This is a genomic window from Brevibacillus ruminantium (genome assembly GCF_023746555.1).
Taxonomy (GTDB): Bacteria; Bacillota; Bacilli; order Brevibacillales; family Brevibacillaceae; genus Brevibacillus; species Brevibacillus ruminantium.
Genome location: NZ_CP098755.1, coordinates 3,330,892 through 3,355,796 on the forward strand (window position 1 = coordinate 3,330,892; position 24,905 = coordinate 3,355,796).

The window sequence follows — 24,905 nt, forward strand, 5'->3', positions numbered from 1 at the left end:
AATCCCAGACGGTTTTGTTATCTCGTATAAGCAAGGAATGCTGTAAGCCAGGTTCTGTCTCTCCCGTGCTGCGAACGGATCTTCTCCTCGCACCAAGAGCGGTAGTCATCTATCTATGGCATCAGCAGATGCCATCCATCCCTCCGTTGAATTCCTTCGGGATCGGTTCCCCTACCAAATTTGGGTTTCTCGCTCGCAGGGTTTACCTCGTTCCATCTTCCCTGTCACCAGGAAAGCTACGTTTCTGTGGCACTTTCAGCGTACTCGGGTCTCCAAAGGAGAACCCTTTCCACGCCGTCAGCAAAGCCGAAGCCTCACTGCCCTGGTTTGCACCAGGTACGAACACTCCAGACATCTCAGTCTGGGCGAGCCTGGACTTTCCTCTACCGCCGACCGTAAAGGCCGCGGCAGCGACTACCCGCATTCCTTGCCTATCTGAATGAATCAGCAAAGAATAATTTATCATACCCAGGCATCTACCGTCAACCTGAAGTCACTGGCAACGCTGGTAAATTGTTTATATACCTAAGCTGTAGTACAATATGAGGTGTTCTTTTACATTGTACATCTACTGCTTGGAGGGATCTATATGCTGCTATTGCCATTTGAAAATCATGTCCCCCGCATACATGAATCGGTTTTTCTGGCCAAAGGGTCTGTCATTTCCGGCGATGTGACGATTGGAGAGGATACATCTATCTGGTACAATACCGTGATTCGTGGAGATATCGCCCCTACCGTGATTGGCCGCCGCGTAAGTGTCCAGGACAACAGCACCCTGCATCAAAGCCCGGGGAAACCGCTGATTCTGGAAGACGAAGTCACCATCGGGCACAATGTCGTTTTGCACAGTTGCGTGATCAGACGTGGTGCTTTGATCGGGATGGGATCGATTATCCTGGACGGAGCTGAGATTGGCGAAGAAGCTATGGTTGGCGCCGGAGCACTGGTCCCGCCCGGAATGAAGGTTCCGCCTCGTACGCTGGTCATAGGTTCTCCCGCCAAAGTAAAACGGGAGCTGACCGAAGACGATTTCAAAGAGTTTCGCCGTATTCGCCAGTCTTATGTAGACAAGGGCAAGATTTACCGTAAATTGGAAGAAGAACCGCTCTCCAGATCTTGACTGCCGGAGAGCGGTCTTTATTTTTCACACATTTAAGCAGCATGACTTGCCGCCGCTTCCTTTTTTCGCAGGTATTCAAATTGACGGTACGAGCGGATCGCCGTTTCCAAATGGATGCGATTGGGCTCTCGTGTCGTCGAATAGCGCTGTAAAAATCGGGAAACCCGATAAAGCAACCGACAGTATTTTCTGAGCCACTTATCCCCCGCCATCGCGATCAAAATCCCTGCAAAACCGGCACCAACGCTGTATACCAGGGGCGCAAAGGGAAGGACAAGCAGAAATCCAGTGAAAAACCAGACGACCAGATTGGTTGAGCAGCCCTCATTTACGATATCGGCTCGTGCGATCTCCTCCCACGCTTCCAGCTTCTTTTCTCCCATATGGCTAAACACCTTATGCTCGGCTCCGTGAAACTTTTTCAATTCCCGGGGAAAAACAAAGTGAAACCCGGCTGCATATACCGCAATCCACCAAGGGTCAAGCACCTCGATCTCCGGGAATATGGCGGATGCGATCACATAGAGCAGCATGAGCAGATGCAGCAATTGATAATACCAGGGAAATGAAAAAAATACCCGCACCCAGAGCTTTCCGATGGTCCGAAGGGTAATCTTCTCCGACCAGACTTCGATGACGCCGTTCTTTACTTCGGCGCAAGCCAAAACATTGCGGTCGTGAAACAAGACCCCGCGCGAAAAAGACATGCCCATGATCATTCTCTATTCTCCTTCCGGTGCATCATCAGTATAATGAATAGGATGTACGCAGAATGAAGGAGGGGTCATTCATGATCCGTATGGTACCAACTACGCCACTGACACCAAACCACGACCCGTGGGAGCCGCTGTTTCATGCGACTCCGCCTGCATACAAGCTGACTAGTGTCGAATTTACCGTTACCAACCTGTGCAACCTCCGCTGTGAGCACTGTGCGGTTGGTGACACCCTTCGGTTTAAAGATGACCCGGCGCTGCCCGTCGAGATGATTTTGCGTCGACTGGACGAAGCTCCCGAGCTGGCTACCATCAGTATAACAGGCGGCGAACCAATGTACAGTGAACGAACTGTAAAGGAAATGATCCTGCCGCTGCTCCGCTACGCTGCCGAAAGAGGACTGCGAACCCAGATCAACTCCAACCTGACCATGCCCTTTTCCAGGTACGAACACGTTCTTCCTTACATGGATGTGATGCACATGTCTTGGAACTGGTCATCGCCCGATGAGTTCCGTACCATTGTATACGCAAATAGCAGGCAAACGGTTTCTTTAAAACAGGCTGAGCAGCAATTCCAAACCATGTGGGACAATGCTCGTCAGCTTGCACAAGCGGGTGTTTTTGTGTCTGCGGAAACGATGCTAAACAAACGCACGTCACAAAAATTGGAAGTTCTTCATGAGCAAATTCAGCAAATGGGTTGTCGCCGTCATGAAGTCCATCCGATGTATGCCAGCGATTTTGCACGCGACCTTGAGGTGCTTTCTTTAGAAGAATTACGTCAGTCTGTAGATCGCTTGTTGCAGGTGCGAAACGAAGAGCTGTGGATGCTCTTTGGCACCCTGCCGTTTTTTGCATGCAGTCCGCTTTCAGCAGACCGTGAGCTGATTGGGCGATTGCGTTCAGCCAAAAATGTCACGGTTCGCAATGACCCGGACGGAAGAAACCGACTCAATGTCAATATCTTTACAGGTGACGTGATCGTGACCGACTTCGGTGATGTCGAACCCCTGGGCAATATTCGGACAGCTCGACTGGACCAGATGTTTGCACGGTGGCAGGAACATCCGATTAATCAAAGAATCAATTGCTATTGTCCGGCTGCATCATGTGCAGGGCCCAATCTGCTTGTTGCCAACACCTACTACCCTGCTGAGGATTTTACGAAGAGAAAAGCGCTGGTCTAATGGGCACACTAGCTGTGAGGTGATGCGCATGAGCAGACGCAGGCGGCCTCTCGTGCCGCAGGCACAAGCAGGCCTCGATCAGTTAAAAGCAAAGGTGGCCGGCGTGCAGCAGCCTGAGCAGGCAAAATACGAAGTAGCCAGCGAGTTATTGGTGCCCCTGCAAAAAGGGTATAATGGACAGCTCACTTCCCATGATGCAGGCCGTATTGGCGGCAAGCTGGGGGGTCATATGGTAAAGGAGCTTGTTCGCATGGCCATGGAGAAGCTGCCGAAAACGTAAATAGAGTCGTATTTATGTACGCAAAGAAGAACCGCTTCTGCAGCCAGTTGCGGTTCCTTCACTTTTCCCCTCTTCTTTAGCAGATTTTCCCTGCTTACCGGAGTCTCTCCAGTTTCTTGATGGTCGCCTTGAATGGCGCAACCATCGAGCGGCTGATGTTGTTCACTTTATGAAACGAATCAAACATCGTATCCAGGACCTCGACCAGTTCCCGCACTTGTACGACCTTGCCGTAGACGCCGTCAAAGTGATGGCGAATGTTTTTTCCATTCAGCCGTGGCATGAGCGCACCTCCTCTGTTTCTCTCCTACCACGGTATGCGCCGCGGGCGGCAGAGGGACATCAGAAATTCCAGTCTTTACGCCCAATTTTGAGGTAGCCGCTCACACTTACAGCCGGTATAGGTCAGGACGACGGTCAACCGTAACAGGTATGCGTTTGCGTACTTCATCTACCAGGGAAAGGTCGATTTCTGCACGAATGATCTCTTCCTGCTGCATTCCTTCCGCCAGGATTTCGCCCCACGGATTGACCACCATGGAATGCCCGCAAAACGTACTGCCTCCTCCCTCTCCTACACAGTTGCAAGCGACGACATACATCTGATTTTCAATCGCACGGGAAATCAAAAGCTGTCGCCAATGGTTAAGGCGGGGATGGGGCCACTGGGCACTGACAAACAAGACACGGGCTCCCTCCAGTGCATGCAGCCTGACCCACTCCGGGAACCGGATATCATAGCAGATCACGCTTGCAACTATCTGATTTTCCAGTAAGTACAAGCCCGGGCTGTCGCCCGCTGCAAAGTGTTTTTCTTCCTGCATCAGGCGAAACAAATGAGCTTTTGAATATGTACCTGCCACCGTTCCCTGGCGATCAACCACATACGTCGTATTAAATGAACACCCCTCCCTCTGGTCTGCCACAGAGCCTCCGATCACGTGAGCATTCAGTTGACTTGCCATCTCTTTAAACAAGGCTGTTGCTCGCTCCCCGTTTTGATCGGCAATTTCGCTGAGGCGGTCCAAATCATACCCTGTATCCCATAGTTCCGGCAAGAGAATGACGTCGGTTTTTTCACCCGATTCCGACAATTGACGGACCATTCTTTGCACGGTTTCTACATTTTTCCCCGGTTGTCCAAATGCGACGTCCATCTGCAGCAAGGCAACATTCCACTTCATTTGTTTCCCCCCTGTCATCATTCTCTTTATCGTAGCTTCCTCCCTTTGGGAGTTCAAGCATTATTGTCCACAGAAATTGAAAAGAAAAGCCCGAGGACTCCCCGGGCATACGCCGTCCTTATTACGTGCGTGGACGCGGACGGGACTCCAGTCTGGTCACCCGCTGTTCCAAACGATCTGCACGGCGGTCCAGGTCGCGAATGCTTTGTTCAGCCCGATTCATCCGATCCTCAAGCCGGCGAAGCCGTCGGTCTACATCGGTGCTTGGGGGCAGCGGCTGACCTGGAGGTCTTGTAGGGACAAAGATCGTTTGGCCAATGTAGATGTAGTAAGGGGCCGGAATATTGTTGACACGGATCAGTTCCTGTACTGGCACGCCAAAACGGGCGGCAATCGCGTTTAATGTATCCCCGGGTTGGACTACGTAATTCACGTAAACCACTCCTTTATTGTTTTGGATTCGTTATTAACCTATGCCCGCCCGCCTTGACGCGAAATAAACCAATACCTATTTTGAAAAGAATAGTCAATCACCCATGTCATTTGCCGTGACCAGCTCACTGGGTATAAGTAAGCCCTCCCCAAGCAAAAACACCCGAGCGATAGAGGCTCGGGTGAAGATGGGCTTACAAGCGATGTTACTCGTTCTACTTTTCAAGGGGCAATGCCAGTTGCCAATCTAAAGTTTCGTAGCTTTTCGCTTCCAACCTCAACTGAAGTTTAGCCTTTTTCGGTAGCTGATCCATGCCTTTGGCAAACAAAGTTCTTTCGCAGACGGTCAGCGTATCACCAGTTGAATCTGATGTGACCTTGCATGGCACAGGAACACTTTTCAGTGGGTACGACCGATTCTGATCATCCGTCAGATACCATTCACGAAGGGGATAATCTTTATATTCCTCCTGCACGCGTAAAGCAGGCATCATTTTTTCAGATTCCGGCTCCTGCTCCATAGACATACTCTTAATCGTTACACGCAGCCCTTCCCGCTCCTCTACGACTGGAGCCTTTGCCAGTGCATTTGCCTCGATTGGAATGGCTAATTGAGATGGCTCCTGCAAAGTAATACCATCAAGCTCGAACGTCATTTCTCCCTGCTGCTTGGATGGAATAAATACGATGTCATATACGTCCTTCTCTATGCCATTTTCCGTTACTTTTCTGATAGATTCATAGAGAGGGCTCTGTTCCTGTGTTGATCTGCGTGAGGTAGAGACGATTTCATTTCCTGCGTTATCCATGATCCGGTAATTCAATTCATATGCTTTCAGCGTTTTCAAGTCCTGTTCGGTCGCGTTAAGCTGTTTGGCAAAACCGTCAATGCGTTTTTGGGCTTCCTCTGACCATGTTGTTTCCAAAGTCAATCGAGCCGCACTTGGTGTGTACGCAATTGATTTGGCTATTATTGTCAAGCCTGGAGTGGTTGTGATTGTTTTGCTGAGCGGGACTGTTTTGGAAGCGGCCATGCTTTTTTCCATATCGATTGGTACAGTTATATTCCAGTTACCGTCCATAAACTCGTTTGCTGCCTCTTCTACTCTCGTTTCCAGCTTCTTTACTTCCAAGTGAAGTTTCAGCTGCTTCGGTGTATCTTCGGCGAGCATAAGCTGGTAGTACCCGTAGTCATCATTGCGCAAAAAGTAGCTGATGCGATCAGCAACGACATTCCCATCTTCATCGGTGACATATATTTTATTTTCCTTGTGATTGAGTATATGCTGTGACCATTTTTTACCATTTGTATCTTCAAGCTGAAAGGACACGATTATGCGAGCCGGATCAGCCATTACATCCGCCACTTTGATGATAATACCCTGATCAGTCGCACTTGCTTCGGCCTCTTTGGCATACCCCATGTCTACCGCATCTTGGACACCCTTGTCTAAATCTTTGTTAAAGAACGACGATACGTAATTGGCCAAAGTTGGTGAAACGGCGACGCTTACCGAAAAACCAATACCCAAAACAGCCGCTGTTACGAGTGCTATTTTTTTCAAAGACCACCCATCCCTCTTGCGGGACAGTCCCTCCCTTTCACTCTCATCTATTTTCTGGAACAAATTTTTCTTGAAGGCCTCCATGTCTACCTGGTGCATCTCATACTGTCGTTTTGCATTTTTCAACTTGTCTTCCATGGACACCCTCCTCTCTCATCACCCGGTACAGGCGGTCCCGCCCTCGGGCCAGCCTTGATTTTACCGTGCCTTGGCTGACATCCAGGATGCTACTGATCTCATCGACTGACAGATCTTCAAAGTAGAAGAGGATGATCGCGGTGCGAAAAGGTTCAGGCAGCTCAAGGACGTGCTGATAAATCTCTGCTGATTCCAGCTTGCCCATGAGTTCATCCTCCGCACTGACTAGCTGCCGGTTATCCGGAAGCCATTCCATCACGACCTCCCGCCACGATCTCCTCCAAGACATTTTGCATTCATTGATCACGATTCTGGCCAACCAGGGGAAGGCGTCAACCTGGTTTCGAAGCTGATGCTGCTGTTTATACGCTTTTACAAATGCATCCTGTACGCGATCCTCTGCTGTTTGCCAGCATCGCTCATACGTATAGGCAAGTCGTACGAGTCGGTTTGTGTATTGTTCTACCCACTCGTCTAATTGTTGACCATACAGAACCCCCACCTCCTTGCATTTGTCTGTATGATGCCATTGACTGCCAATCGGTTCCCGAGAACACCAAAAAAGCCATCAGCTAAAAATCACTGATGACTTTTTTTCTCTGAAACGTTCGGAATTTATTTAAAAACAGGCTCAGCAAATTGCGCCAGTTTTTCCATCGAGCTCTTTTCCACATCAGCGTGCAAGCTGTTGCCGTGAGCATCCATGGTTACGATTGCAGCAAAGCCGTTGACGCGAAGATGCCACATGGCTTCCGGAATACCGAATTCCATAAAGTCGACACCTTCCACCTTTTCGATACAATCTGCATAGTACTGCGCTGCACCGCCGATGGCATTGAGGTAGACTGCACCATGCTCACCCAGCGCTTTGAGGGTTTTCGCACCCATTCCGCCCTTGCCAATCACCGCGCGAATGCCAAATTTCTTGATAATATCGCCTTGGTATGGCTCCTCGCGAATGGAGGTGGTTGGTCCAGCCGCTTTCACATGCCACTCGCCCTGCTCGTCTTTCAGCATGACCGGTCCGCAGTGGTAGATAACCCCACCCTGAAGGTCAACCGGGCAATCGTGATCCATCAGGTATTTGTGCAACGCATCGCGTCCGGTGTGCATCATGCCGTTAATGATCACCACATCGCCTACTTTGAGGCTGCGGATTTGCTCCTCGGTGATCGGAGCTTGCAAAACGACTTCGCGGCGTTCTGCTGCAGGCTGTTCGGAGGCCGCATCCAGGTTCATTGCGACCGGCTCATCTTTGTAAAGGTAGCGGGTAATCTCGCCTGTCTCTGGATTGAGTCGAACACCTTGACGGCGGAATGCCCAGCAGTTGTACGCTACAGAGACGAAGAAGCTTGCTGGCAGTCTGTTTTCGACACCGATTTTGCAGCCGAGCAGTGTAGAAGCACCGCCGAAGCCCATTGTTCCAATCCCCAGATCGTTTGCTTTCTCCATGATGTACGCTTCCAGCTCAGCCAACTCTGAAATCGGATTAGTATCATCTACACGACGGAACAGTTGATGCTTGGCCAATGAATAGCCGGAAGTGCGGTCTCCGCCGATGCCCACACCGATAAATCCGGCTGAGCAGCCTTGACCTTGAGCCTGGTACACAGAGTGCAAGATGCACTTGCGGATTCCATCCAGGTCACGACCCGCTTTCCCCAGGCCTTCCAGCTCACAGGGGAGAGAGTACTGAATATTTTTATTCTCGCAGCCGCCCCCTTTGAGGATCAGCTTGATTTCAACTTCATCTTCTTCCCACTGTTCGAAGTGGATGACCGGCGTACCTGGTCCCAGATTATCACCGCTGTTGGCGCCTGTCAGTGAATCGACAGAGTTGGGGCGCAGTTTGCCTGTCTTAGTTGCCTCCACGATCGCCTCATGGATCGCTTTTTTGATCACGAGCTGGTTGACACCAACTGGCGTTTTGATCTCAAAGGTCGGCATCCCGGTATCCTGGCAGATTGGCGAAACCTTATCTTCCGCCATTGTAATATTTTGAGCAATGGTAGAGAGTGACAAGGCTGCACGCGTGCCACTATCTTCTTTTGCTTTCGCGTCATTGATGGCGCGGCGCACATCTGGAGGCAGGTTTGTCGAGGTTTCCGTAATCAGCTCCAGAATACTTTGCTTCCATGTATCCATCGTAAGTCCGCTCCTTTTACCCAGGTATATTCTTTGATCCTAAACCGCCTCTCATTATATCATACCCGCTTCATTTATGTCCGCAGAATGTGCCCCTCCCGCATGAAACATTTCCATGCGCTCACCGTCTTATAGGAAGAAAAAGGAGGGGGAAACAGATGAAAAAAGCAATCGGCTTTCTCTTGTCAGGAGTCCTTATTCTGGCTGCTGCCCTGGCCGCGGAAGGTATTTTCGGCAAAAAAGAGTCGGTCGTCGTAGCCGAAGAGATGCCATCTGTCTATCTGAAGCAGGCGGATGCTTCGAGCAGCGAGGAGCCCATACCGGTTCTCGGTTCCTATCAACAATTGAAAAAACTGATGAAAGAGTATGAAAAGAAGCAGGTCATCCGGGATGGCTATGCCGTCGCAGAAAAAGCGAGCGCACCCGTAATGGCCCCGGCTGCAAGCAGTCCTCAGATGGAGGCCGGAACCACTGCGAAAACAGTCGCAGATCAAGCTTCCTTTTCTTCGACCAATGTACAGGTGCAAGGCGTCGATGAGGCCGATGTCGTCAAGACAGATGGCACTTATCTCTACCAAGCCACGCAAGAAGAGATTCGAATTATTCGGGCTTATCCCGCCGACCGGATGGAATTGGTCAGCCGCATCACGTATGACGAGCAGCGATTCTCTCCCCAAGAAATTTACGTAGATGAAAAGCGTTTGGTCGTGATTGGGCACTCCCAGCCTGAAATGGTTCGCGACAGCGCTGTTAAGAGCAAACGATTCGCACCAATCCCCTCCCCCATGATGGTTCAGGCACTGATTTACGACATCTCGGAGAAAAGCACGCCACGCCTGACAAGAACACTGGAGGCGGCCGGCTACTACGTGTCCTCCCGGAAGATCGGGTCCAGTCTCTATCTGGTGACCAACAAAGGGCTGGACTGGTATGCCATCAACAACCAGGCAGAAGAGGTTCCGGGGCCGCTCTACCGTGACACGGCACAAAGCGCGGACTATCGGTCTGTCCCTTATTCCACGATCCGTTATTTTCCCGAAGCGATTCAGCCCCAGTATCTGATCGTCGCCGGAGCCAACCTCGATGATCCCAAACAGGCGATTTCCGTCCATACCTATCTGGGGGCAGGCGAAAATATCTACGCCTCCCAGGATCACCTGTACGTCGCCGTTACCCAGGATACCGCTATAGAGGCGAAGCCAGCCAGCTCGTCACACTTGCCCCGCAAGCCTGAATCACTGCCAGTGGCTGAATACGAGACACAGCTTTTCCGCTTTGCGTTGAAAAACGGGACGCTTGCCTATGCTGGCAAAGGAGCGGTTCCAGGCCGGATGCTGAACCAGTTTTCCATCGATGAACACAACAAGTTCTTGCGTATCGCCACAACCACGGGAGAGATGTGGCGCACGGACGAAGGCACTTCGAAAAACAATCTCTATGTGCTTGACTCCGAGTTGAAGCTGAGCGGCAAGCTGGAAGGGATCGCCCCCGGAGAGAAGATCTACTCTGTGCGCTTTATGGGTGATCGGGCCTACATGGTTACCTTCAAGCAGGTCGATCCTCTGTTCGTCATCGACGTCAAGGACCCGTCATCGCCTAAAATACTGGGTGCCCTCAAAATACCAGGCTACAGCGATTACTTGCACCCCTACGATGAAAACCATGTCATCGGCTTCGGAAAAGACGCAGTCGCTGATAAGGATATGGCTTTCTACCAAGGCATGAAGCTGGCTTTGTTCGACGTATCCGATGTGAGCAATCCAGTAGAGAAATTTCAAACCATCATTGGGGATCGCGGAACGGATTCGGAGCTGCTTGGCAACCACAAGGCTCTTCTCTTTTCTAAAGAAAAAGAGCTGCTGGCATTTCCCGTACGCGTTCATGAGCTCACCCCTAAACAAAAAGCAGCGCGTGACATCCATGCATACGGCGAATTTGCTTTTCAGGGAGCCTATGTATACAAACTGAATCAGCAGGAGGGCTTTGTCTTGCGCGGCAGCATTACCCATCTCGATCCCGATGACCTGAAAAAAGCGGGACATGATTGGTATGACAGCCGGAAAAACGTGGAGAGAATCGTCTATATCGGAGATACCCTTTACACGCTCTCACGAGAAAAAGTTAAGGCAAATGATCTGGGAACATTGGCAGAACGCGGAACACTGCGGTTATCCAAATAAATGCAACTATCTGTCATCCACCTGTATTCTGTGCTACTATGAAAGGGAGACACAGCAAAGAGAGGGTGTCATCCGTTTGGATTATTTTGACCTAAATCTGACCTCGACGCTTTCCGGCGTGGCCGTTGTGCTGTTGGTCGCTTTTTCCCGGCTGCACTGGCCGTTTCGCTTTCAGTACATGGGAAACCTGTTTAAACAATCCCCGGAAAAAAGAAAGCGTTGGCTGGAAGCTTCGTATCGTCGCAATCGTTCACGAATTGTCGCGATGCTGGATAAATCATCATCGGAAATCCTTTCAGGCAATTACGAGCTTGCAGAAAAGTATATTGTTCAGGGATTGCACGTCTGCAAAGAGCGCCCTTCCCTGTTTAATCAGGCAATGGCTCACTATCTTTTTTACAATTTAGCATTCGTCTACTTTACCTGTGGCAAATATACCGAAGCTCTGGATATCGCATTTCGCGTCTATCAGCGCGATCACGGAATGACGGACTCGCTGGGTTTGATCGCCTGTTCCCACGCAAGGCTGGGGGAAATAGATAGCGCTCTTGAAGCCTTTCGCCTCATCCCCGGAAAGCGATCTACCCGAGAGTGGAAAATCTTCTGCCTCGCAGAAATTGAAGCCGCCAAGGGCAACTATGAACACGCCGTTGGACATCTGCAACAACTGATGACCAAATCAGGCCTTTCCCTCTGTCTGAACCGAACAGAGCTGGAAAAGCGCCTCGAAGAATGGACAAAAGCCTCAACCCAAGCTGGGTGAGGCTTTTTTTATGCTTTACGAACGAGAGAAATGAGTTCCTCAAAAAAAGGAGCAATCTCCCCTTGGAGAATGGGACCATGCCCGGTCGCCAGATACTCAATCGGCCATCCCAAGAGAATTTCCAATCCTTCGGCCAGACCCTCAGCCACTTTTGGTTCTTCCTTGACACAGCGCTTTACGAATTGCCGGCAAGCCTCCCGCTGAAGACTTCCATAATCCACCAGCTTTTCCCAGGGTGTCTTGGCAAAATGGAGGTGATCACCGACAAAGCATACCTTGGTATCCGGATCAAAAAAAGCGACGGACCCCTCGGTATGGAATGGAAGGTGGCGGAACTGCAGCATGGGCAGAACTCCACCCGAGCCGGTAAAGGTGTGGCCGAAGAAGGTTTGAGAAAAATCATCTAATTCGTAGAAATCTTCGAGGTGAATCCAGTTATGCCTGGAAGGAAACAAATCAGAGTTGCCGATATGGTCAGCATGACGATGCGTAAAATACACATACGCAATTTCTTCTGATTTGACTCCTATCTCCACAAGCGCCTGCTGGAAGTAGGGGCGGTGCTTGCGAAGATGGGAGTCAATCAATATATACGCACCGTTTTTTGCAATGACATAGCTGTTGATATAGGTTTGCCACGCTTCTTCATAGGTGAGGATCGCCCACGTGGAATCGGCGATGAGTTCGGTCACGTTCGTCAAGCGCCCATCTCTCCTCTCCTTCCAAAAGTATATTCCTTTCTTTATTATACACAAATGTGGCGGAGCGTGTGGCAGAAAAGAGTGTTACGTTGCAGGTTGCCTCTCCGGCAAGCTGATCCAGAACCTCCCGCTCCCCTCCCGGATGTCCAGGGGTACTTCAAAAAAGCGGCTGAGCTCTTCTTTCGTCAAAACGTCCTTTGTCCATCCAGCGCGCTCTACTCGTCCCCGCTTCAAGAGCAAGGTGTGAGAAAAACAAGGAAGAATTTCTTCGATATGATGGGTCACGTAAATCAGCGTAGGTCCGTCCGGTTGTTCAGCGATCCGGGTAATCATGGACAGAAGCTGCTCGCGAGCCAAAATATCCAGCCCGGTGCAAGGTTCATCCAGAATCAGCAGTTTAGGAGATGCCATCAAGGCTCTGGCGATCAATACCTTTTGGCGCTCTCCCTGGGAGAGTGTCCGATAGGCGGAGTGACGCAGTGATCCACAGCCAAATTGCTCCAGCAGCTCGGCGGCTCTCTCCCGATGCTCGGCTGTCGGTCTGGTATACAGGCCGATGGTCGCTTCGGTGCCGCTGAGAACAACTTGTTCGGCCGTATCATTATCATGAAGCTGCGACATCAGGGAGGAGCTTACCCAGCCGATTGACTTGCGCATATCACGCAGGTCGACTTCACCATAGCGATGACCCAGCACGGAAACACTCCCTTTGGTCGGCCAGGTATACCCGCAAATCATATTGAGAAGACTCGTCTTTCCTGATCCGTTTTGGCCTACCAGGCACCAATGCTCACCAGGCTTTACCTGCCAATCAACTTGCTGAAGAATCTCCTTTTCTTCTCTCTGCCAGGAGACACCGCGGATGTCGATGATGAACGTCTCTCCCATTCTCTCCTCACTCCTCATCTCTGGTCTAAAAATGATATTAGTACGAGTATACACGTTGACCAATGAAAAGGCACGAGCAAAGATACGCTTTTCCCGCTCCCAGTAGCATCGTGTTACGAACCCTCTGATATAGTCTGAGCCTTCAAAAGTTTTTCCGCCTCAAACGCTGGCAAAGGCTTGCTGAACAAATATCCCTGAATTTCATCACAACCGCGTTCTGCGAGGAACCGACGCTGCTCCTCTGTCTCGACGCCTTCTCCCAGGACCTTTAGCCCAAGGCTGTGTGCCATGACAATGATAGAGGTCGCAATGGCTGCGTCATCTGCGCGATGAGGAATTCCCCGGATAAAGGATTGATCGATTTTTAAGCGCTTGATTGGAAAATGCTTGAGATAACTGAGTGACGAGTAGCCCGTTCCGAAATCATCCATCGATACTTGGACCCCTAAATCATGAAACTGCCTAAAAATCTCGGTCACCCGCTCTACGCTGTACATGGCAATCGTCTCTGTAATCTCCAGCTCCAGCCATTCTGCTGACAGGCCGGAGCTGCCTAAGACTTCCTTTACTTTGACTACGATCTCATTTTGGAAAAACTGGGCCGCTGACAAATTGACCGCTACACGGACGGCAGGAGCGCCATTCTCCTGCCACTTTTTGTTCTGCATGCAGGCCGTTTTCAAAACCCACTCCCCAATGGGGATAATCAAGCCTGTCTCCTCCGCCAATGGAATGAAAACGCCCGGAGAAACAATTCCTTTTTCTGGGTGATTCCAACGAATCAATGCCTCCATACCGACAATTTTGCCCGATGCGGTCTCGATCTGAGGCTGGTAGTACAGCTCCAGTTCGTTTCGCTCCAATGCGTGATGCAGGGCATTTTCCAGAGCCAGTCGTTCCGGGGTCAACCGATTCATTTCTTCTTCGTACAATTGATACCGGTTTCCTCCCAGCTTTTTCGCACTGTACATGGCTACATCGGCATTTTTGATCAGCATGGACGGGTCCATTCCATCTGCGGGGAAAAAACTAACGCCCACACTGGCCGTTGTAAACAACTCGTGGCCCTTGATGTAAAACGGTTGATACAGCTCCTTGATGATCGAAGAAGCGATGCTCGCGGCCGTATCAACATTATCCAAATCCTTGAGAATCACCACAAATTCATCCCCGCCGAATCTCGCGACGGAGTGCTCTTTGCCTAGACATTTACGAATCCGTTCTGCCGCATTTTTTAGCAGCTTATCCCCAATCGTGTGACCCAGTGAATCGTTGATGATTTTAAAGCGGTCCAGGTCTACAAACAGAACAGCCCCCAACTGCTGTTGGAAGGTCGCTTCCTGAATCGCGATTGCCAGCTGCTTCTGCAGCAAAAGCCGATTCGGCAAATCAGTCACATAATCGTAGAATGCCAATTTTTCGATGGTTTCCTTGTTTCTCTTCCCTTCCGTAATATCCCGAAAAGCAGTGACAGCTCCAATCACCCTGTCTTCTTCCACGATTGGAGAGGTGATATAGGCAACCGGGATTGTGGAACCATCCTTCTGGAAAAAGAGAGCATCCTCTACCTGACATTTTTCGCCGGTGCGAAGTACTCGGGCTATCGGGCATTCTTCGTCATCGTGGGAAGGATCAGGAGGTTTGCACAGGACGACCCCATCCATCTGCTTTCCGATAATCTCCTTCTTCTTCCAAATGAGAAGTCGCTCCGCTTCCGGGTTGACAAAGGTTATTCGCCCACTTCGATCAATGACGATAACGCCTTCTCCCAGTGTATTTGTGATGGTTTTTAACTGCTTTTCGCTCTTGCTCAAAGCAAGCCTAGCCTCCTGGTGACGCCGGAAGGGTTCTTCAATCGTGGCAAAAAAGATTCCTTTCATGAGACTGTAGTATCCTAAAAATTTGTAGATATGGCCCAGCGCATTGTAACCATCATAAATACTTTGATACATGGTAAAAATGAATCCGCCCAGCATGAGGTATAAGGATGCGATAGCCAGCCTGAGCATGGCCGGATTCCTGCCTCTGTGGTATTGCAGCCCGAAGAGAATGATTCCAGCCATGTTGAACAACGATGCAGTATATTCCAGCCCATTCTTCAGAGCGGTAGGTCCTGAGCCTTCCTGCACAAGCAGCGGGAGTTGCTCCGCTTTCGATCCGATCAGAACTGAAATGAGTACGATGAACAGTAACGAAATGCCGTAAACCTGCCTTCTTCTGTTTACACTCATCTCCTTATCTTTGGTCGAAAGAATGAAAAGAATGAAAACGGAACCGATCAGGCGAGACACAATCCAAAACCAGGTAGCCTTTTCAATCGAGCTTTCCCCGAGAAAGTCAGGCATTCCCTTGTAGCACATGGTATGAAAAAAATCGAGGACACCTACGACAAAAAACAGAGCACCGATCAGGAGGCGATGACGGGACATGGTTAGGGAATACAGCAGCCACCCCTGAAAAGCAATTGATATGGCTACCATGATGCTGAAAAACTCCAACAGTAGATGCAAAGCAAAAAATTCTTGCGGCATCAGCCGTTGAAGTATGGGAATCTGAACAAATGACACAAGAAGAAACAAAGCGATCGCCAAAAAAGCGGTAAAGATTGTCTTTTTTTGAATATTAACCAGCCAAACCTCTCCCGCTTTCTTTATTAATTGCAGCATCTCTTCACCCCGATAACCACCTATACTCACTTCGCGTCCTTATTTTCATAATGATTTTCCATACCGCTCCAGCCCTCTTCCTTTTGCTTGATACATCGAGTAATCAGCTCGGGCAAGCAAATCCTTCAATTCTTCACCGTCTTCGGGGAAAACGCTGATACCGATGCTGGTTGATACCTGGATCTTCACTCCTTCTATGGAAAAGGGCTTCTGAAGCAAGCGAACGATATCAGCAGCCGCTTCTTCTGCCTCTGCGCTGGAAATAAGATTGGGCAACAGGATGTTAAATTCATCACCAGACATGCGGGAAACAGTGACATGCTCAAAAAAATGCCGATGGAGTCGTTTGGCAACTGCCTGAATTAACCGGTCACCCATTTCATGTCCATACGTATCGTTTACATATTTAAACCCGTCGAGATCTAGAAAGAGGATGGCCAGCCGTGTATTTTCCGCTTTCGCTCGTTCAATTTGTTCTTCTACTCTTTTCTGGAACAGCAGACGGTTTGGCAACCCTGTGAGATAGTCATGATAGGCGTGATAGGTGATCTTCTCTTGATATTTTTTCTGTTCCGTATAGTCAATAAAAGCCGCGGAATAAAAAAGCACCTCACCGTTTTCATCGATCACACTGCGAATCGTAATGTACTCAAGAAACAACTCTCCTGTTTTCCGTCGATTCCAGATTTCACCTTGCCAATTGCCTTTTTGGGTCAATTCCGCCCACATTTTCTTGTAGAACTTGGGGTCATGTCGACCAGAACTCAGGATACGCGGATTTTTCCCAACAATTTCTTCTTTCGCGTAACCTGTCAATTCGCAGAAGGCTTGATTGACGAGCAGGATATTTCCTTTTGCATCTGTCAATAGGAGCGCATTCGGTGTCGTCTCAAAGGCAATGGCTGCCAACTGTTGGTAATCCGTCTCATTCACCCTCCCATTCTGATCTCTTTTATCAGAGAATGCCAAATGACCTAGATCTCTTTTCTGTTCTATTCCCTTTTTTCTGAGAGAAAAACCTATCCTCACAAAAATACCAAATATCGACAGGGAATGACATGATTTTGTCCACGGATATGTGAATATTTCGTACTTTTTTATGAATATTCTCTCTGGACTCCACAAAAAAACAGGCCCTAAGACCCGTCCTTTACGACACTCTTTTTGGAAATACATTTATCTTGTCACGGCATGACCTATTGAACCTCTTGTTTCTGATCCTCCATAACTTCCTGAATCAGGATTACACCATGAGAGAGTGTCGTACCTCCGCCAAAGGCTCCCGCAACGGCGACCGTCTCCGCGATCTCCTGCTCACTGACTCCTTCTGCCAATAATGCCTCCAAATGAAACACGATGCAGTGCTCATTTCCGGCATACAAGGCGATCGCCAATGCAGACAAATGCTTTTGCTTGGCGGACAAGGTTCCAGCCGAAAAACATTTGCTCGTAAAATCATTATAGGCCTCAAGCGCGTCTGGCATCATTTGGCCAAAGGCACTCAGTCCTTCCCGATATTGTTCCGCTAAGTAGTGCTCCATCTCTGGTCTCCTCCTGTGGAAATATTGGTTTTAGCTTCCCACCAAACGGAAATCACCATACATACCTTCCAGATCCTTTCGGGACAATAATCGTAGGGACAAGATACCCATCATGGAAACGGAGGGATCCTGGATGATACGGCTGGGTTATGCATGCATACGACTGGACAGCCCCAACAATCCCAACAAGAAAACGACGGTTGCACAGCTACAGAAGCTGGCCCCCGATGCAAGACTGAAAAAGCTGCGGCAAGTCTTGCAAACGAACTTTTTCAACCTGATGGATCTGCTCGCGTATAATGTTGAACAGCATATTTTTCTGTATCGGCTCCCTTCCGAGTTTATCCCGCTTGCGACCCATCGCGTCACAGCTGATTGGGATTGGGCAAAAGAATTTGCCTGGGATTTTGACAAAGCTGGCGCCTACATTCGCAAGTACGGAATTCGCGTCACCTCTCATCCCGGTCACTACAGTATTTTAAACACCGACAATCCCAGTGTTCTACAGTCTACTATCGCTGATTTTTCGTATCATGCCCGCGTTTTCGATCTGATGGGTCTGGACGATAACTCTGTTCTCGTCACCCATGTGGGCGGACTATACAACGATAAAGAATCCTCGTTACACCGCTTTGCAGAACAGTTTGCCTTGCTTCCGGATGCGGTGAAAAGAAGACTGGTGGTAGAAAATGACGATACCTCTTTTTCGATGATCGATGTTTTGACGTTATGCGAAAGCATTGGCATTCCCATGGTGCTGGACGTTCATCACCACAACTGCCTCAATAACGGAGAGGATATATTCGACTATATGCCACGGATCCTGAAGACCTGGGGCTCGCGAACGCCCAAGATGCATTTCTCCTCTCCCAAATGCGATACCGATTTTCGTGCCCACGCAGACAAAATCGACCCGGTACACTTCATGGAGTGGGCTTCCCGGCTCAGTGACTATACGATCGACGTGATGCTGGAATGCAAAAACAAAGATGATGCCTTGCTTACGTTAAGAAGGGAGATGCAAAAAGCGGGGTTCTCGCCCGAAGGGCTTTTCAAATGAGACTCCCCTTCTTAAGAAGGGCCTACCCCTGGTGAGGCCTTCTTTGGGGATACGTGGAATAAAAAAACGCGGCTCACAGTGAGCTGCGTTTTTGCGTATGTTGGTATTAGCAGTGGCAACCGTGATGGCTTCCCGAAGAGGATGATCCGTGACGATGATGTTTATGTCCATGTGACCATTTTTTGGCGCGATGCTCTGACGAACCCCAACTGGAGCCACAGTGGCAGGAAGAACTGCTGCTTCCATGATGCCGATGATGACAGCTATCGTGATAGTGGCGCATTCTCTCTTTATGGTGCAGGTATTGGCGATAGTACATGTGGTATTTCTTCCGATGATGCCTGTATTGTTCGCACTTCTGTTTATAGTGATGCATTCGTTCCATGTGCATCCGATACTTGAACAGGTACATTTCTAAGGTCCTAGACTCTGCATGGTGGGGCGGCATATTCGGCGACATGTTTGGCGATGGCATCATCCGGAATGGCAGGTTGGGTGACGGCATATTGGGCGACATATTCGGTGACGGCATGTTTGGCGATGGCATATTCGGCGACGGCATCATACGGTAAGGCCGATTTGGCATTGGTATATTGGGCGATGGCATCATGCGGTTTGGCCGATTTGGCGACGGTCTATTCGGTGAGGGCAGATTTGGAGACAGATTGGGTGATGGCAGCATCGGCGATACATTGGGTGAAGGCAGATTGGGATGTGGCTTTGGCATTTCTTTTGGCCTGCGGGGCATCGGTCTGGCTGGCGGCATAGGTGGCATATTTCGGCGTCTTTCCAATCTCACACGTCCTCTCTGATGAAATAGCACAGTACATGGTATGACATTCACCCGTCCAGAGAAACGACACTTGCCCATCTTTTTTAAAAAACAGCGCCCGTTTTTCTTTTTCACCTTGTGAGAGCGTTTTCACTTGACACCGTTTTAGCGTAAGTTACAATAGAACGTAGAATCGATTCATCTGAATAGGAAGACGAACGGAAAGCGGGGACGAAGATGCAGAACTGGACGCTTAGACGTTTTGTTAATCGAATACCCGCAAGGGAAGAGGGGTTAGGACCAACAGTCCTAGCCCCTCTTCCTTTTTGTTCTCTGCTATGCTAAAGGAGGAAAAACATATGAAAAAATGTACATCAAGTATGGTTCAGCTGGATGGGTATCACCTGACAATCGACGAGGTAGCAGCCATCGCCCGAGAGTTTCACCAAATCGAATTGGCGCCTGAAGCGATCCAAAAGGTTCGCCAATCCCGCGCCATGGTTGAAGATATGGTCACCAATCAACAGGTCGTCTACGGGATCACGACAGGCTTTGGGAAGTTCTCCGATGTCGTCATCCCTCGTGAAGACGTCAGTCAATTGCAGGAAAATCTGATCATCAGCCATGCGTGCGGAATGGGTGAACCGTACCCGACCGAGGTCGTACGAGCGATGATGGCCCTGCGGATCAATGCACTTGCCAAAGGCTTTTCCGGAATTCGTGAAGAAACGCTTTTGCTGCTCAAAGAGATGTGCAACCGGGGAGTCCATCCGATCATACCGCAGCAGGGTTCACTCGGTGCCAGCGGCGATCTCGCCCCCCTGGCACATATGGTACTCGTCATGCTGGGCAGAGGAGAAGCAGAATGGAAGGGCACGCGCATGTCCGGCAAGGAGGCTTTGCAAGCAGCCGGCCTGGCTCCGATCCGTTTGGAAGCGAAGGAAGGCCTGGCACTGATCAATGGCACACAAGCGATGACCGCGCTTCTTTGCCTCGCAGTAGCTGATGGGCATGCTTTGATTGAAAATGCTGATGTCATCGCCTCCATGACGATCGAGGCTCTGCACGGCATTCCCAAAGCCTTTGACCCACAGCTCCATGTCGTCCGACCTCATCCCGGTCAGCAGGAATCTGCTCGCAAACTGCTCGCCCACTTGCAGGGTAGCGAGCGCACCACAGCTCAGGGAGAAATCCGTGTTCAGGACGCGTACAGCCTGCGCTGCATCCCTCAAGTGCATGGTGCGACACGCGATACCTGGGCCTATGTCCATGCCGCCGTTACCCGGGAGTGCAACAGCGTCACGGACAACCCTATTTTGTTTTCAGAGACGGGGGACGTGATTTCCGGAGGGAACTTTCATGGGCAGCCGATGGCACTTGCTGCAGACTTTTTGGCCATCGCCATCGCAGAGCTTGCCAATATCTCCGAAAGACGGATTGAGCGACTGGTGAACCCGCAGTTAAGCGGTTTGCCCGGCTTCCTGACAGAAAAAGGTGGGCTTCATTCCGGTTTTATGATCACGCAGTATGTGGCTGCTTCGATCGTTTCCGAGAACAAGGTGTTATGCCATCCCGCTTCCGTCGATTCGATTCCTTCCTCCGCCAATCAGGAGGACCATGTCAGCATGGGAACAACAGCGGCTCGCAAGCTTCGCACCGTGATTTCCAATGCAGTCAAAGTACTGGCTATCGAATACCTGGCTGCGGCACAGGCCATTGATTTTGGAAAAGGAAAACTGGGAGCAGGCACCCAGAAGGCCTACGCCACGATCCGCCAAGTCATTCCGCCTTTGACAGAAGACCGGGAAATGCATCTCGATATGCACCAGGCCGAAAAATTGCTGGCTTCCGGAAATCTCGTCCCTTGATCAGGAACCTGTCACGCTCCAGAGCGAAATGCTATTGACCCCTGATCAGGCACTGGTATGATAAAGATAGCAAGGATGAAAGAGAAGGCTTTTTGGCTTGCGCAAAGGAGGCATAAGCCATGTCTGACACGAATGATCCCGGTACGATTCTGCTCTTTGACGGAGCGTGCAATTTTTGCCATGGCGCGGTTCGTTTCATCATTCCCCGCGATCCTGCGGGCCGCATACATTTCACCTCGCTGCAATCCGACGTTGGAAAGCGATTATTAGAGGCATACAGTATAGCACCCGACAGCATTGGTTCCGTCATCCTAATTGACGGAGGGAAAGCTTATCTTCACTCGGATGCTGTTTTGCGGACTGGGAGACTGTTGCATGGCGGGTGGCCTCTTCTCTCTTCAATCGGCTATCTGCTTCCACGGCCGATCAGAGATGCTCTTTACCGATACATCGCCCGTAATCGCTACCGCTGGTTTGGCGAGGCATCAGCTTGCCTGTTGCCTACGGCTGAGCTGCATGCGAGATTTCTGGAGTGACAAAACGCCAAGATGCTTCAATCCCCCGATGAGAGATTGACGTTTTTCACAGAAAAAGAGGCAGTGCCCACTCGGCATTGCCTCTTTTTTACGCGGTTTTATATATTTTTCGCCACATTCAACTGACTCGTGAATGCTTCTGTGCTCCGTTTTCTTTCCTTGCGCATGTTTTTGCGCTCCTCTGCGGTTTCAAACAGATAGCGCTCTTCCTCTGTCTCTGGAAGGACCGGTGGGACAGGAGTCGGTTTGCCGTCATCCCCGAGAGCGACGAAAGTAAGGAAAGAGGTCGCAGTCAAGGTGCGTTCTCCGGTGCGTAAATCCTCCGAAATAATCTTTACAAAAACCTCCATCGAGGATCTCCCTGCGTAGGAAACAATTGCTTCCAGGCAGACCGAATGACCCATTTTGACTGGGGAGAGAAAGTCAATCGAATCCATCGAAGCTGTAACGACCGGACGGCGGGCATGCCTCATCGCTGCAATCGCCGCTACCTCGTCGATGTAGGCCATCATTTTTCCACCAAACATAGTGCCGTGATAATTGGTGTCTGAGGGCTGCACCAGGGAAGCTTGAATGGTACGGGATTCTGTTGTTGTCTTCGCTTTCATCTCTGTTGCTCCTTTGCCAACTTCTTGCATAACCAAGCCATCATATCATATCGACACTACTGATCCAAGCTCTGCAAAGCATCCAACTTCTTCTCCTGGCTCCCCAAGAGGTCCAAGAGCTCCGCAGCATTTTCTCCCAGATATGCCTGCAACAAGAGAAGATTCCACTGATAAGCAGGCTTGTAACCATCCAGGGCGAAAAGCTCCGCATCGAGATGCTGTGCGGCCTTTCTCCGATCCATGCTGGCACAGTAAAAATGCTGCAAATAATCAGTACCCCAGCGGGAGAATGCCGCTGTTTCCCCGGTCAAGGCAGTTACTAACACCATGTCTCCGGTATCGATCAACTCCAGCGGATAGAGCTGACAACTGAAAGGCTTCAATGGTACGACATCCATTCCAGCTTTTTGCGCATAGGCGTGGATGGAACACCCGTAGCTTCCGTTGATCTCTTTGTAAAAGAGACAATTGCTGTGATCCATTCGAATGGTGCCAACTCCAAAATGTTTGTCCCAGATACCTTCTGCTGCCAGTTTGCGCTGTGCGCTTTCACTCCAAAACTGGTTCGCGATTGCTCCGGACATCTTTTCCAACAGATCAGCCTGCTTGTTTTCCAGGGCATAGGGCTGACCGCCTTCACAACAAGTCTCATGATGAACGTGACGGCAATTTCCACAATCCAGGTGAAAAGGAGTAAGCAAAGCGGGTAAATCGATGAGGAGATTCCCCACCCTTTTCATCGACTCCCGGTGGCTTTTGATGTATTTTTTACAGGAGTATGCCTCTTTTTCGTTCATTTGATCCGGTGTGCCGATGTATCGAAAATGACTGCTTTCTTTCATTTTGTCAAAATAAGCTCCGCTTCCGTACCAAAAATCGTTAGGCGCCCCTCGTTCCATTCTGCCAGGTTCTCTTCCTCTGCCGGGATCTCCATCAACAGCTCAATGTCATCTTCGCTCTTTAAGCGGAAAAGAATGAACAAATCCTTTTCTCCAAAATCGTTATCGGACAGCTTCCATTCTACCAGCGTTCCACGAAACTCAGTAACTTCTTCGTCGTCCCCTTCTCCATCCCATTGGGTAAACTGTACCGCGATTTGCCCTTCAGCAAACTGCTTCTGCAGCGTGGTGAGCAACTCATCATGTTTGTGAATATCCATCTGATCTCCTCCACATTCCTTGTCTTGTCCTTATCATACCAGAACTGTTCTCGTTTCCATGAGCCCGAACACACGAGCATTTGGAAAAACTTAGCTTATCGCCAAGTCGAATAGCGATAGCCTTAGTTTCTCTTATCCTTTCACCATTTAATGAGTTAGCGAAATTAAATTTTCTGAAAGTACAAAAAAAACCGCCTCGCAGAACAAGGCGGGAGTGTTTCCATCAGCTTACCTTGCTAATCGTTTGTGCCAGAGCAAAATCTTTTCCAGTCAATCCCCGGGCTTCTTTGGTCATCACGGTAAAGGTTACCGCCTCCTGCTGGATCAGGATTTCGACGTGACGGCTATCCTGTTCCAGCAATTCCGCTACCCGGTTGACCAAGCTGACGGCGGTAGAAAAATCGCGGCACTGATACGTACGGGTCAGCGCCATCCGTTCTTCGATTAATCGCCAGCCGGGTACTTTGCTCAGATATAATTTCGCTTGCTCCACCGAAAGCTTGCTCATCAGCGCACCCCCATCATCCATGTTCACTCTGTTTTCACCATCATATTCACATGGATTACAGGTTAGTCACGCATATCCGTGCAATTTGCTATTTTCCACGCCTGGTTTTACGCTTTTTGGGCATAAAAAATCATTCGGGGCGATTGCTCATCCTGATACGCCTGAAATTGATAATCCCCGAAGGTCTGGATGTTAACGAACCCGGCATTTTCCAGCATGGCGATCATCTCGATTTCGGTAAATAGGCGCACCTGCTCCTGATACACGCGCGGTTCGCTTTGCTCCCCTTCTCTGACTTCAATCCTTTTTCTGACAAATCCGCCTGCCAGCCAACGCTCCTCCTCGATCAGCAGTCCCGCTGTTTCTTTCTTGGACTTGGCGACGAGATTGGCTTTTACATGGGCGGGATTCAAGTAATCAATGACGAGCTCTCCGCCTGCTTTAAGCGCTTTTGCCATATTGTGTACGACCTGGGCATTTTCCTGATCCGTTGAAAAATAGCCAAAGCTGGTGAACAGGTTTACTACGATATCAAATTCATCCTGAAACGGTATATGCCGCATATCGTGTTGGTAAAAATGCAAGTGGGGAAACTCATTTTTCTCCTGAGCCAATTGCAGCAGGACGTGGGATAAATCTACACCGACAACCTCATACCCTCTCCGGGCAAGAGCGCGGGAATGCCGTCCGCTTCCACAGCACAGATCGAGAACTCTTCCTGTCCGCTTTATAGGCAAGCGATCCAAAAGATTGGCGATTTCCCTGTCAGCCGATGTATCATCCCGGTGCTGATAAACCAGCACGTAATCTTCACGAAAGCTTCGTTCAAACCATTCTTCTGCCATGTGTGTGCTCCTTTTTGCTTCCAAGATGCACCTATTA

General features: G+C 49.8%; 27 protein-coding genes and 1 other RNA gene. 10 read left to right on the forward strand and 18 right to left on the reverse strand.

What is annotated here, in order from left to right; translation table 11 throughout:
• Positions 1 to 38: 38 nt before the first annotated feature.
• Positions 39 to 426, reverse strand: an RNA gene (rnpB, locus tag NDK47_RS16495) — RNase P RNA component class B.
• A gap of 163 nt (positions 427 to 589) precedes the next feature.
• Here rnpB and NDK47_RS16500 point away from each other — a divergent pair.
• Entirely contained in the window at positions 590 to 1,123 is a 534-nt protein-coding gene (locus NDK47_RS16500) for a gamma carbonic anhydrase (protein ID WP_251870846.1), read from the forward strand.
• A 32-nt stretch (positions 1,124 to 1,155) separates the two neighbouring features.
• Here NDK47_RS16500 and NDK47_RS16505 read toward each other — a convergent pair whose 3' ends face one another.
• On the reverse strand, positions 1,156 to 1,842 hold the full coding sequence (locus NDK47_RS16505; RefSeq protein WP_251870847.1) for a DUF1385 domain-containing protein: 687 nt from the start codon (positions 1,840 to 1,842) through the stop codon (positions 1,156 to 1,158).
• A gap of 71 nt (positions 1,843 to 1,913) precedes the next feature.
• Here NDK47_RS16505 and yfkAB point away from each other — a divergent pair, with 71 nt between their 5' ends.
• A complete protein-coding gene (gene yfkAB / locus NDK47_RS16510; RefSeq protein WP_251870848.1) occupies positions 1,914 to 3,029 on the forward strand; it encodes a radical SAM/CxCxxxxC motif protein YfkAB in 1,116 nt (371 codons plus the stop codon).
• Positions 3,030 to 3,057: 28 nt separating this feature from the next.
• Positions 3,058 to 3,309: an alpha/beta-type small acid-soluble spore protein gene (locus NDK47_RS16515; protein WP_251870849.1), complete on the forward strand. Its 252-nt coding sequence runs from the start codon at positions 3,058 to 3,060 to the stop codon at positions 3,307 to 3,309.
• A 94-nt stretch (positions 3,310 to 3,403) separates the two neighbouring features.
• On the opposite strand, the gene NDK47_RS16520 is transcribed toward NDK47_RS16515, so the two are convergent.
• From NDK47_RS16520 to NDK47_RS16545, 6 genes are all read right to left on the reverse strand, one after another.
• On the reverse strand, positions 3,404 to 3,592 hold the full coding sequence (locus NDK47_RS16520) for a hypothetical protein (RefSeq protein ID WP_251870850.1): 189 nt from the start codon (positions 3,590 to 3,592) through the stop codon (positions 3,404 to 3,406).
• Positions 3,593 to 3,698: 106 nt separating this feature from the next.
• Positions 3,699 to 4,493, reverse strand: coding sequence for a carbon-nitrogen family hydrolase (locus tag NDK47_RS16525; RefSeq protein ID WP_251870851.1), 795 nt, complete (start codon positions 4,491 to 4,493; stop codon positions 3,699 to 3,701).
• A gap of 121 nt (positions 4,494 to 4,614) precedes the next feature.
• Positions 4,615 to 4,926 (reverse strand): LysM peptidoglycan-binding domain-containing protein, encoded by a 312-nt coding sequence (locus tag NDK47_RS16530; protein WP_251870852.1) that lies wholly within the window; start codon positions 4,924 to 4,926, stop codon positions 4,615 to 4,617.
• A gap of 214 nt (positions 4,927 to 5,140) precedes the next feature.
• Positions 5,141 to 6,490 (reverse strand): DUF4179 domain-containing protein, encoded by a 1,350-nt coding sequence (locus NDK47_RS16535; protein ID WP_251870853.1) that lies wholly within the window; start codon positions 6,488 to 6,490, stop codon positions 5,141 to 5,143.
• A gap of 100 nt (positions 6,491 to 6,590) precedes the next feature.
• Positions 6,591 to 7,130 (reverse strand): RNA polymerase sigma factor, encoded by a 540-nt coding sequence (locus tag NDK47_RS16540; protein ID WP_251870854.1) that lies wholly within the window; start codon positions 7,128 to 7,130, stop codon positions 6,591 to 6,593.
• 113 nt (positions 7,131 to 7,243) lie between these two features.
• Positions 7,244 to 8,773, reverse strand: a complete 1,530-nt coding sequence (locus tag NDK47_RS16545) for a fumarate hydratase (RefSeq protein WP_251870855.1) — start codon at positions 8,771 to 8,773, stop codon at positions 7,244 to 7,246.
• 158 nt (positions 8,774 to 8,931) lie between these two features.
• On the opposite strand from NDK47_RS16545, the gene NDK47_RS16550 reads away from it, so the two are divergent.
• Both NDK47_RS16550 and NDK47_RS16555 read left to right on the forward strand, forming a co-directional pair.
• Complete coding sequence (locus tag NDK47_RS16550; protein WP_251870856.1) at positions 8,932 to 10,953, forward strand: beta-propeller domain-containing protein; 2,022 nt, start codon at positions 8,932 to 8,934, stop codon at positions 10,951 to 10,953.
• Positions 10,954 to 11,029: 76 nt separating this feature from the next.
• Complete coding sequence (locus NDK47_RS16555; protein WP_251870857.1) at positions 11,030 to 11,716, forward strand: hypothetical protein; 687 nt, start codon at positions 11,030 to 11,032, stop codon at positions 11,714 to 11,716.
• 8 nt (positions 11,717 to 11,724) lie between these two features.
• Here NDK47_RS16555 and NDK47_RS16560 read toward each other — a convergent pair whose 3' ends face one another.
• From NDK47_RS16560 to NDK47_RS16580, 5 genes are all read right to left on the reverse strand, one after another.
• Entirely contained in the window at positions 11,725 to 12,417 is a 693-nt protein-coding gene (locus tag NDK47_RS16560) for an MBL fold metallo-hydrolase (RefSeq protein WP_251870858.1), read from the reverse strand.
• Positions 12,418 to 12,501: 84 nt separating this feature from the next.
• Complete coding sequence (locus NDK47_RS16565; RefSeq protein WP_251870859.1) at positions 12,502 to 13,305, reverse strand: ABC transporter ATP-binding protein; 804 nt, start codon at positions 13,303 to 13,305, stop codon at positions 12,502 to 12,504.
• Positions 13,306 to 13,418: 113 nt separating this feature from the next.
• Positions 13,419 to 15,971, reverse strand: a complete 2,553-nt coding sequence (locus NDK47_RS16570; protein ID WP_251870860.1) for a bifunctional diguanylate cyclase/phosphodiesterase — start codon at positions 15,969 to 15,971, stop codon at positions 13,419 to 13,421.
• Positions 15,972 to 16,016: 45 nt separating this feature from the next.
• Positions 16,017 to 16,904, reverse strand: coding sequence for a diguanylate cyclase domain-containing protein (locus NDK47_RS16575; protein WP_251870861.1), 888 nt, complete (start codon positions 16,902 to 16,904; stop codon positions 16,017 to 16,019).
• Between the two features lie 263 nt (positions 16,905 to 17,167).
• A complete protein-coding gene (locus tag NDK47_RS16580; RefSeq protein ID WP_251870862.1) occupies positions 17,168 to 17,512 on the reverse strand; it encodes a carboxymuconolactone decarboxylase family protein in 345 nt (114 codons plus the stop codon).
• Positions 17,513 to 17,645: 133 nt separating this feature from the next.
• Here NDK47_RS16580 and uvsE point away from each other — a divergent pair, with 133 nt between their 5' ends.
• The 5 genes from uvsE (at position 17,646) to NDK47_RS16605 (ending at position 21,748) form a co-directional block, all read left to right on the forward strand.
• Positions 17,646 to 18,572: a UV DNA damage repair endonuclease UvsE gene (uvsE, locus tag NDK47_RS16585; protein WP_251870863.1), complete on the forward strand. Its 927-nt coding sequence runs from the start codon at positions 17,646 to 17,648 to the stop codon at positions 18,570 to 18,572.
• A 141-nt stretch (positions 18,573 to 18,713) separates the two neighbouring features.
• On the forward strand, positions 18,714 to 18,974 hold the full coding sequence (locus NDK47_RS16590) for a hypothetical protein (protein ID WP_251870864.1): 261 nt from the start codon (positions 18,714 to 18,716) through the stop codon (positions 18,972 to 18,974).
• Positions 18,975 to 19,094: 120 nt separating this feature from the next.
• Positions 19,095 to 19,340, forward strand: a complete 246-nt coding sequence (locus NDK47_RS16595; RefSeq protein WP_251870865.1) for a hypothetical protein — start codon at positions 19,095 to 19,097, stop codon at positions 19,338 to 19,340.
• A gap of 363 nt (positions 19,341 to 19,703) precedes the next feature.
• Positions 19,704 to 21,212: a histidine ammonia-lyase gene (gene hutH, locus NDK47_RS16600; RefSeq protein ID WP_251870866.1), complete on the forward strand. Its 1,509-nt coding sequence runs from the start codon at positions 19,704 to 19,706 to the stop codon at positions 21,210 to 21,212.
• Between the two features lie 119 nt (positions 21,213 to 21,331).
• On the forward strand, positions 21,332 to 21,748 hold the full coding sequence (locus tag NDK47_RS16605; RefSeq protein ID WP_251870867.1) for a thiol-disulfide oxidoreductase DCC family protein: 417 nt from the start codon (positions 21,332 to 21,334) through the stop codon (positions 21,746 to 21,748).
• 98 nt (positions 21,749 to 21,846) lie between these two features.
• Here the strand turns inward: NDK47_RS16605 and NDK47_RS16610 are convergent, their stop codons facing one another.
• The 5 genes from NDK47_RS16610 to NDK47_RS16630 all read right to left on the reverse strand — a co-directional run bounded on the left by NDK47_RS16610 (position 21,847) and on the right by NDK47_RS16630 (position 24,868).
• Positions 21,847 to 22,356, reverse strand: coding sequence for an acyl-CoA thioesterase (locus NDK47_RS16610; protein WP_251870868.1), 510 nt, complete (start codon positions 22,354 to 22,356; stop codon positions 21,847 to 21,849).
• Positions 22,357 to 22,412: 56 nt separating this feature from the next.
• Positions 22,413 to 23,255 (reverse strand): DUF3109 family protein, encoded by an 843-nt coding sequence (locus tag NDK47_RS16615; protein WP_251870869.1) that lies wholly within the window; start codon positions 23,253 to 23,255, stop codon positions 22,413 to 22,415.
• Entirely contained in the window at positions 23,195 to 23,515 is a 321-nt protein-coding gene (locus tag NDK47_RS16620; protein WP_251870870.1) for a hypothetical protein, read from the reverse strand. Before NDK47_RS16620 ends, NDK47_RS16615 begins: the two co-directional genes overlap by 61 nt.
• A 223-nt stretch (positions 23,516 to 23,738) precedes the next feature.
• Positions 23,739 to 24,023 carry a 4a-hydroxytetrahydrobiopterin dehydratase gene (locus NDK47_RS16625; RefSeq protein WP_251870871.1) on the reverse strand — a complete coding sequence of 95 codons (285 nt, stop codon included), beginning with the start codon at positions 24,021 to 24,023 and terminating at the stop codon, positions 23,739 to 23,741.
• Between the two features lie 107 nt (positions 24,024 to 24,130).
• Entirely contained in the window at positions 24,131 to 24,868 is a 738-nt protein-coding gene (locus NDK47_RS16630) for a class I SAM-dependent methyltransferase (RefSeq protein WP_251870872.1), read from the reverse strand.
• Positions 24,869 to 24,905: the final 37 nt, after the last annotated feature.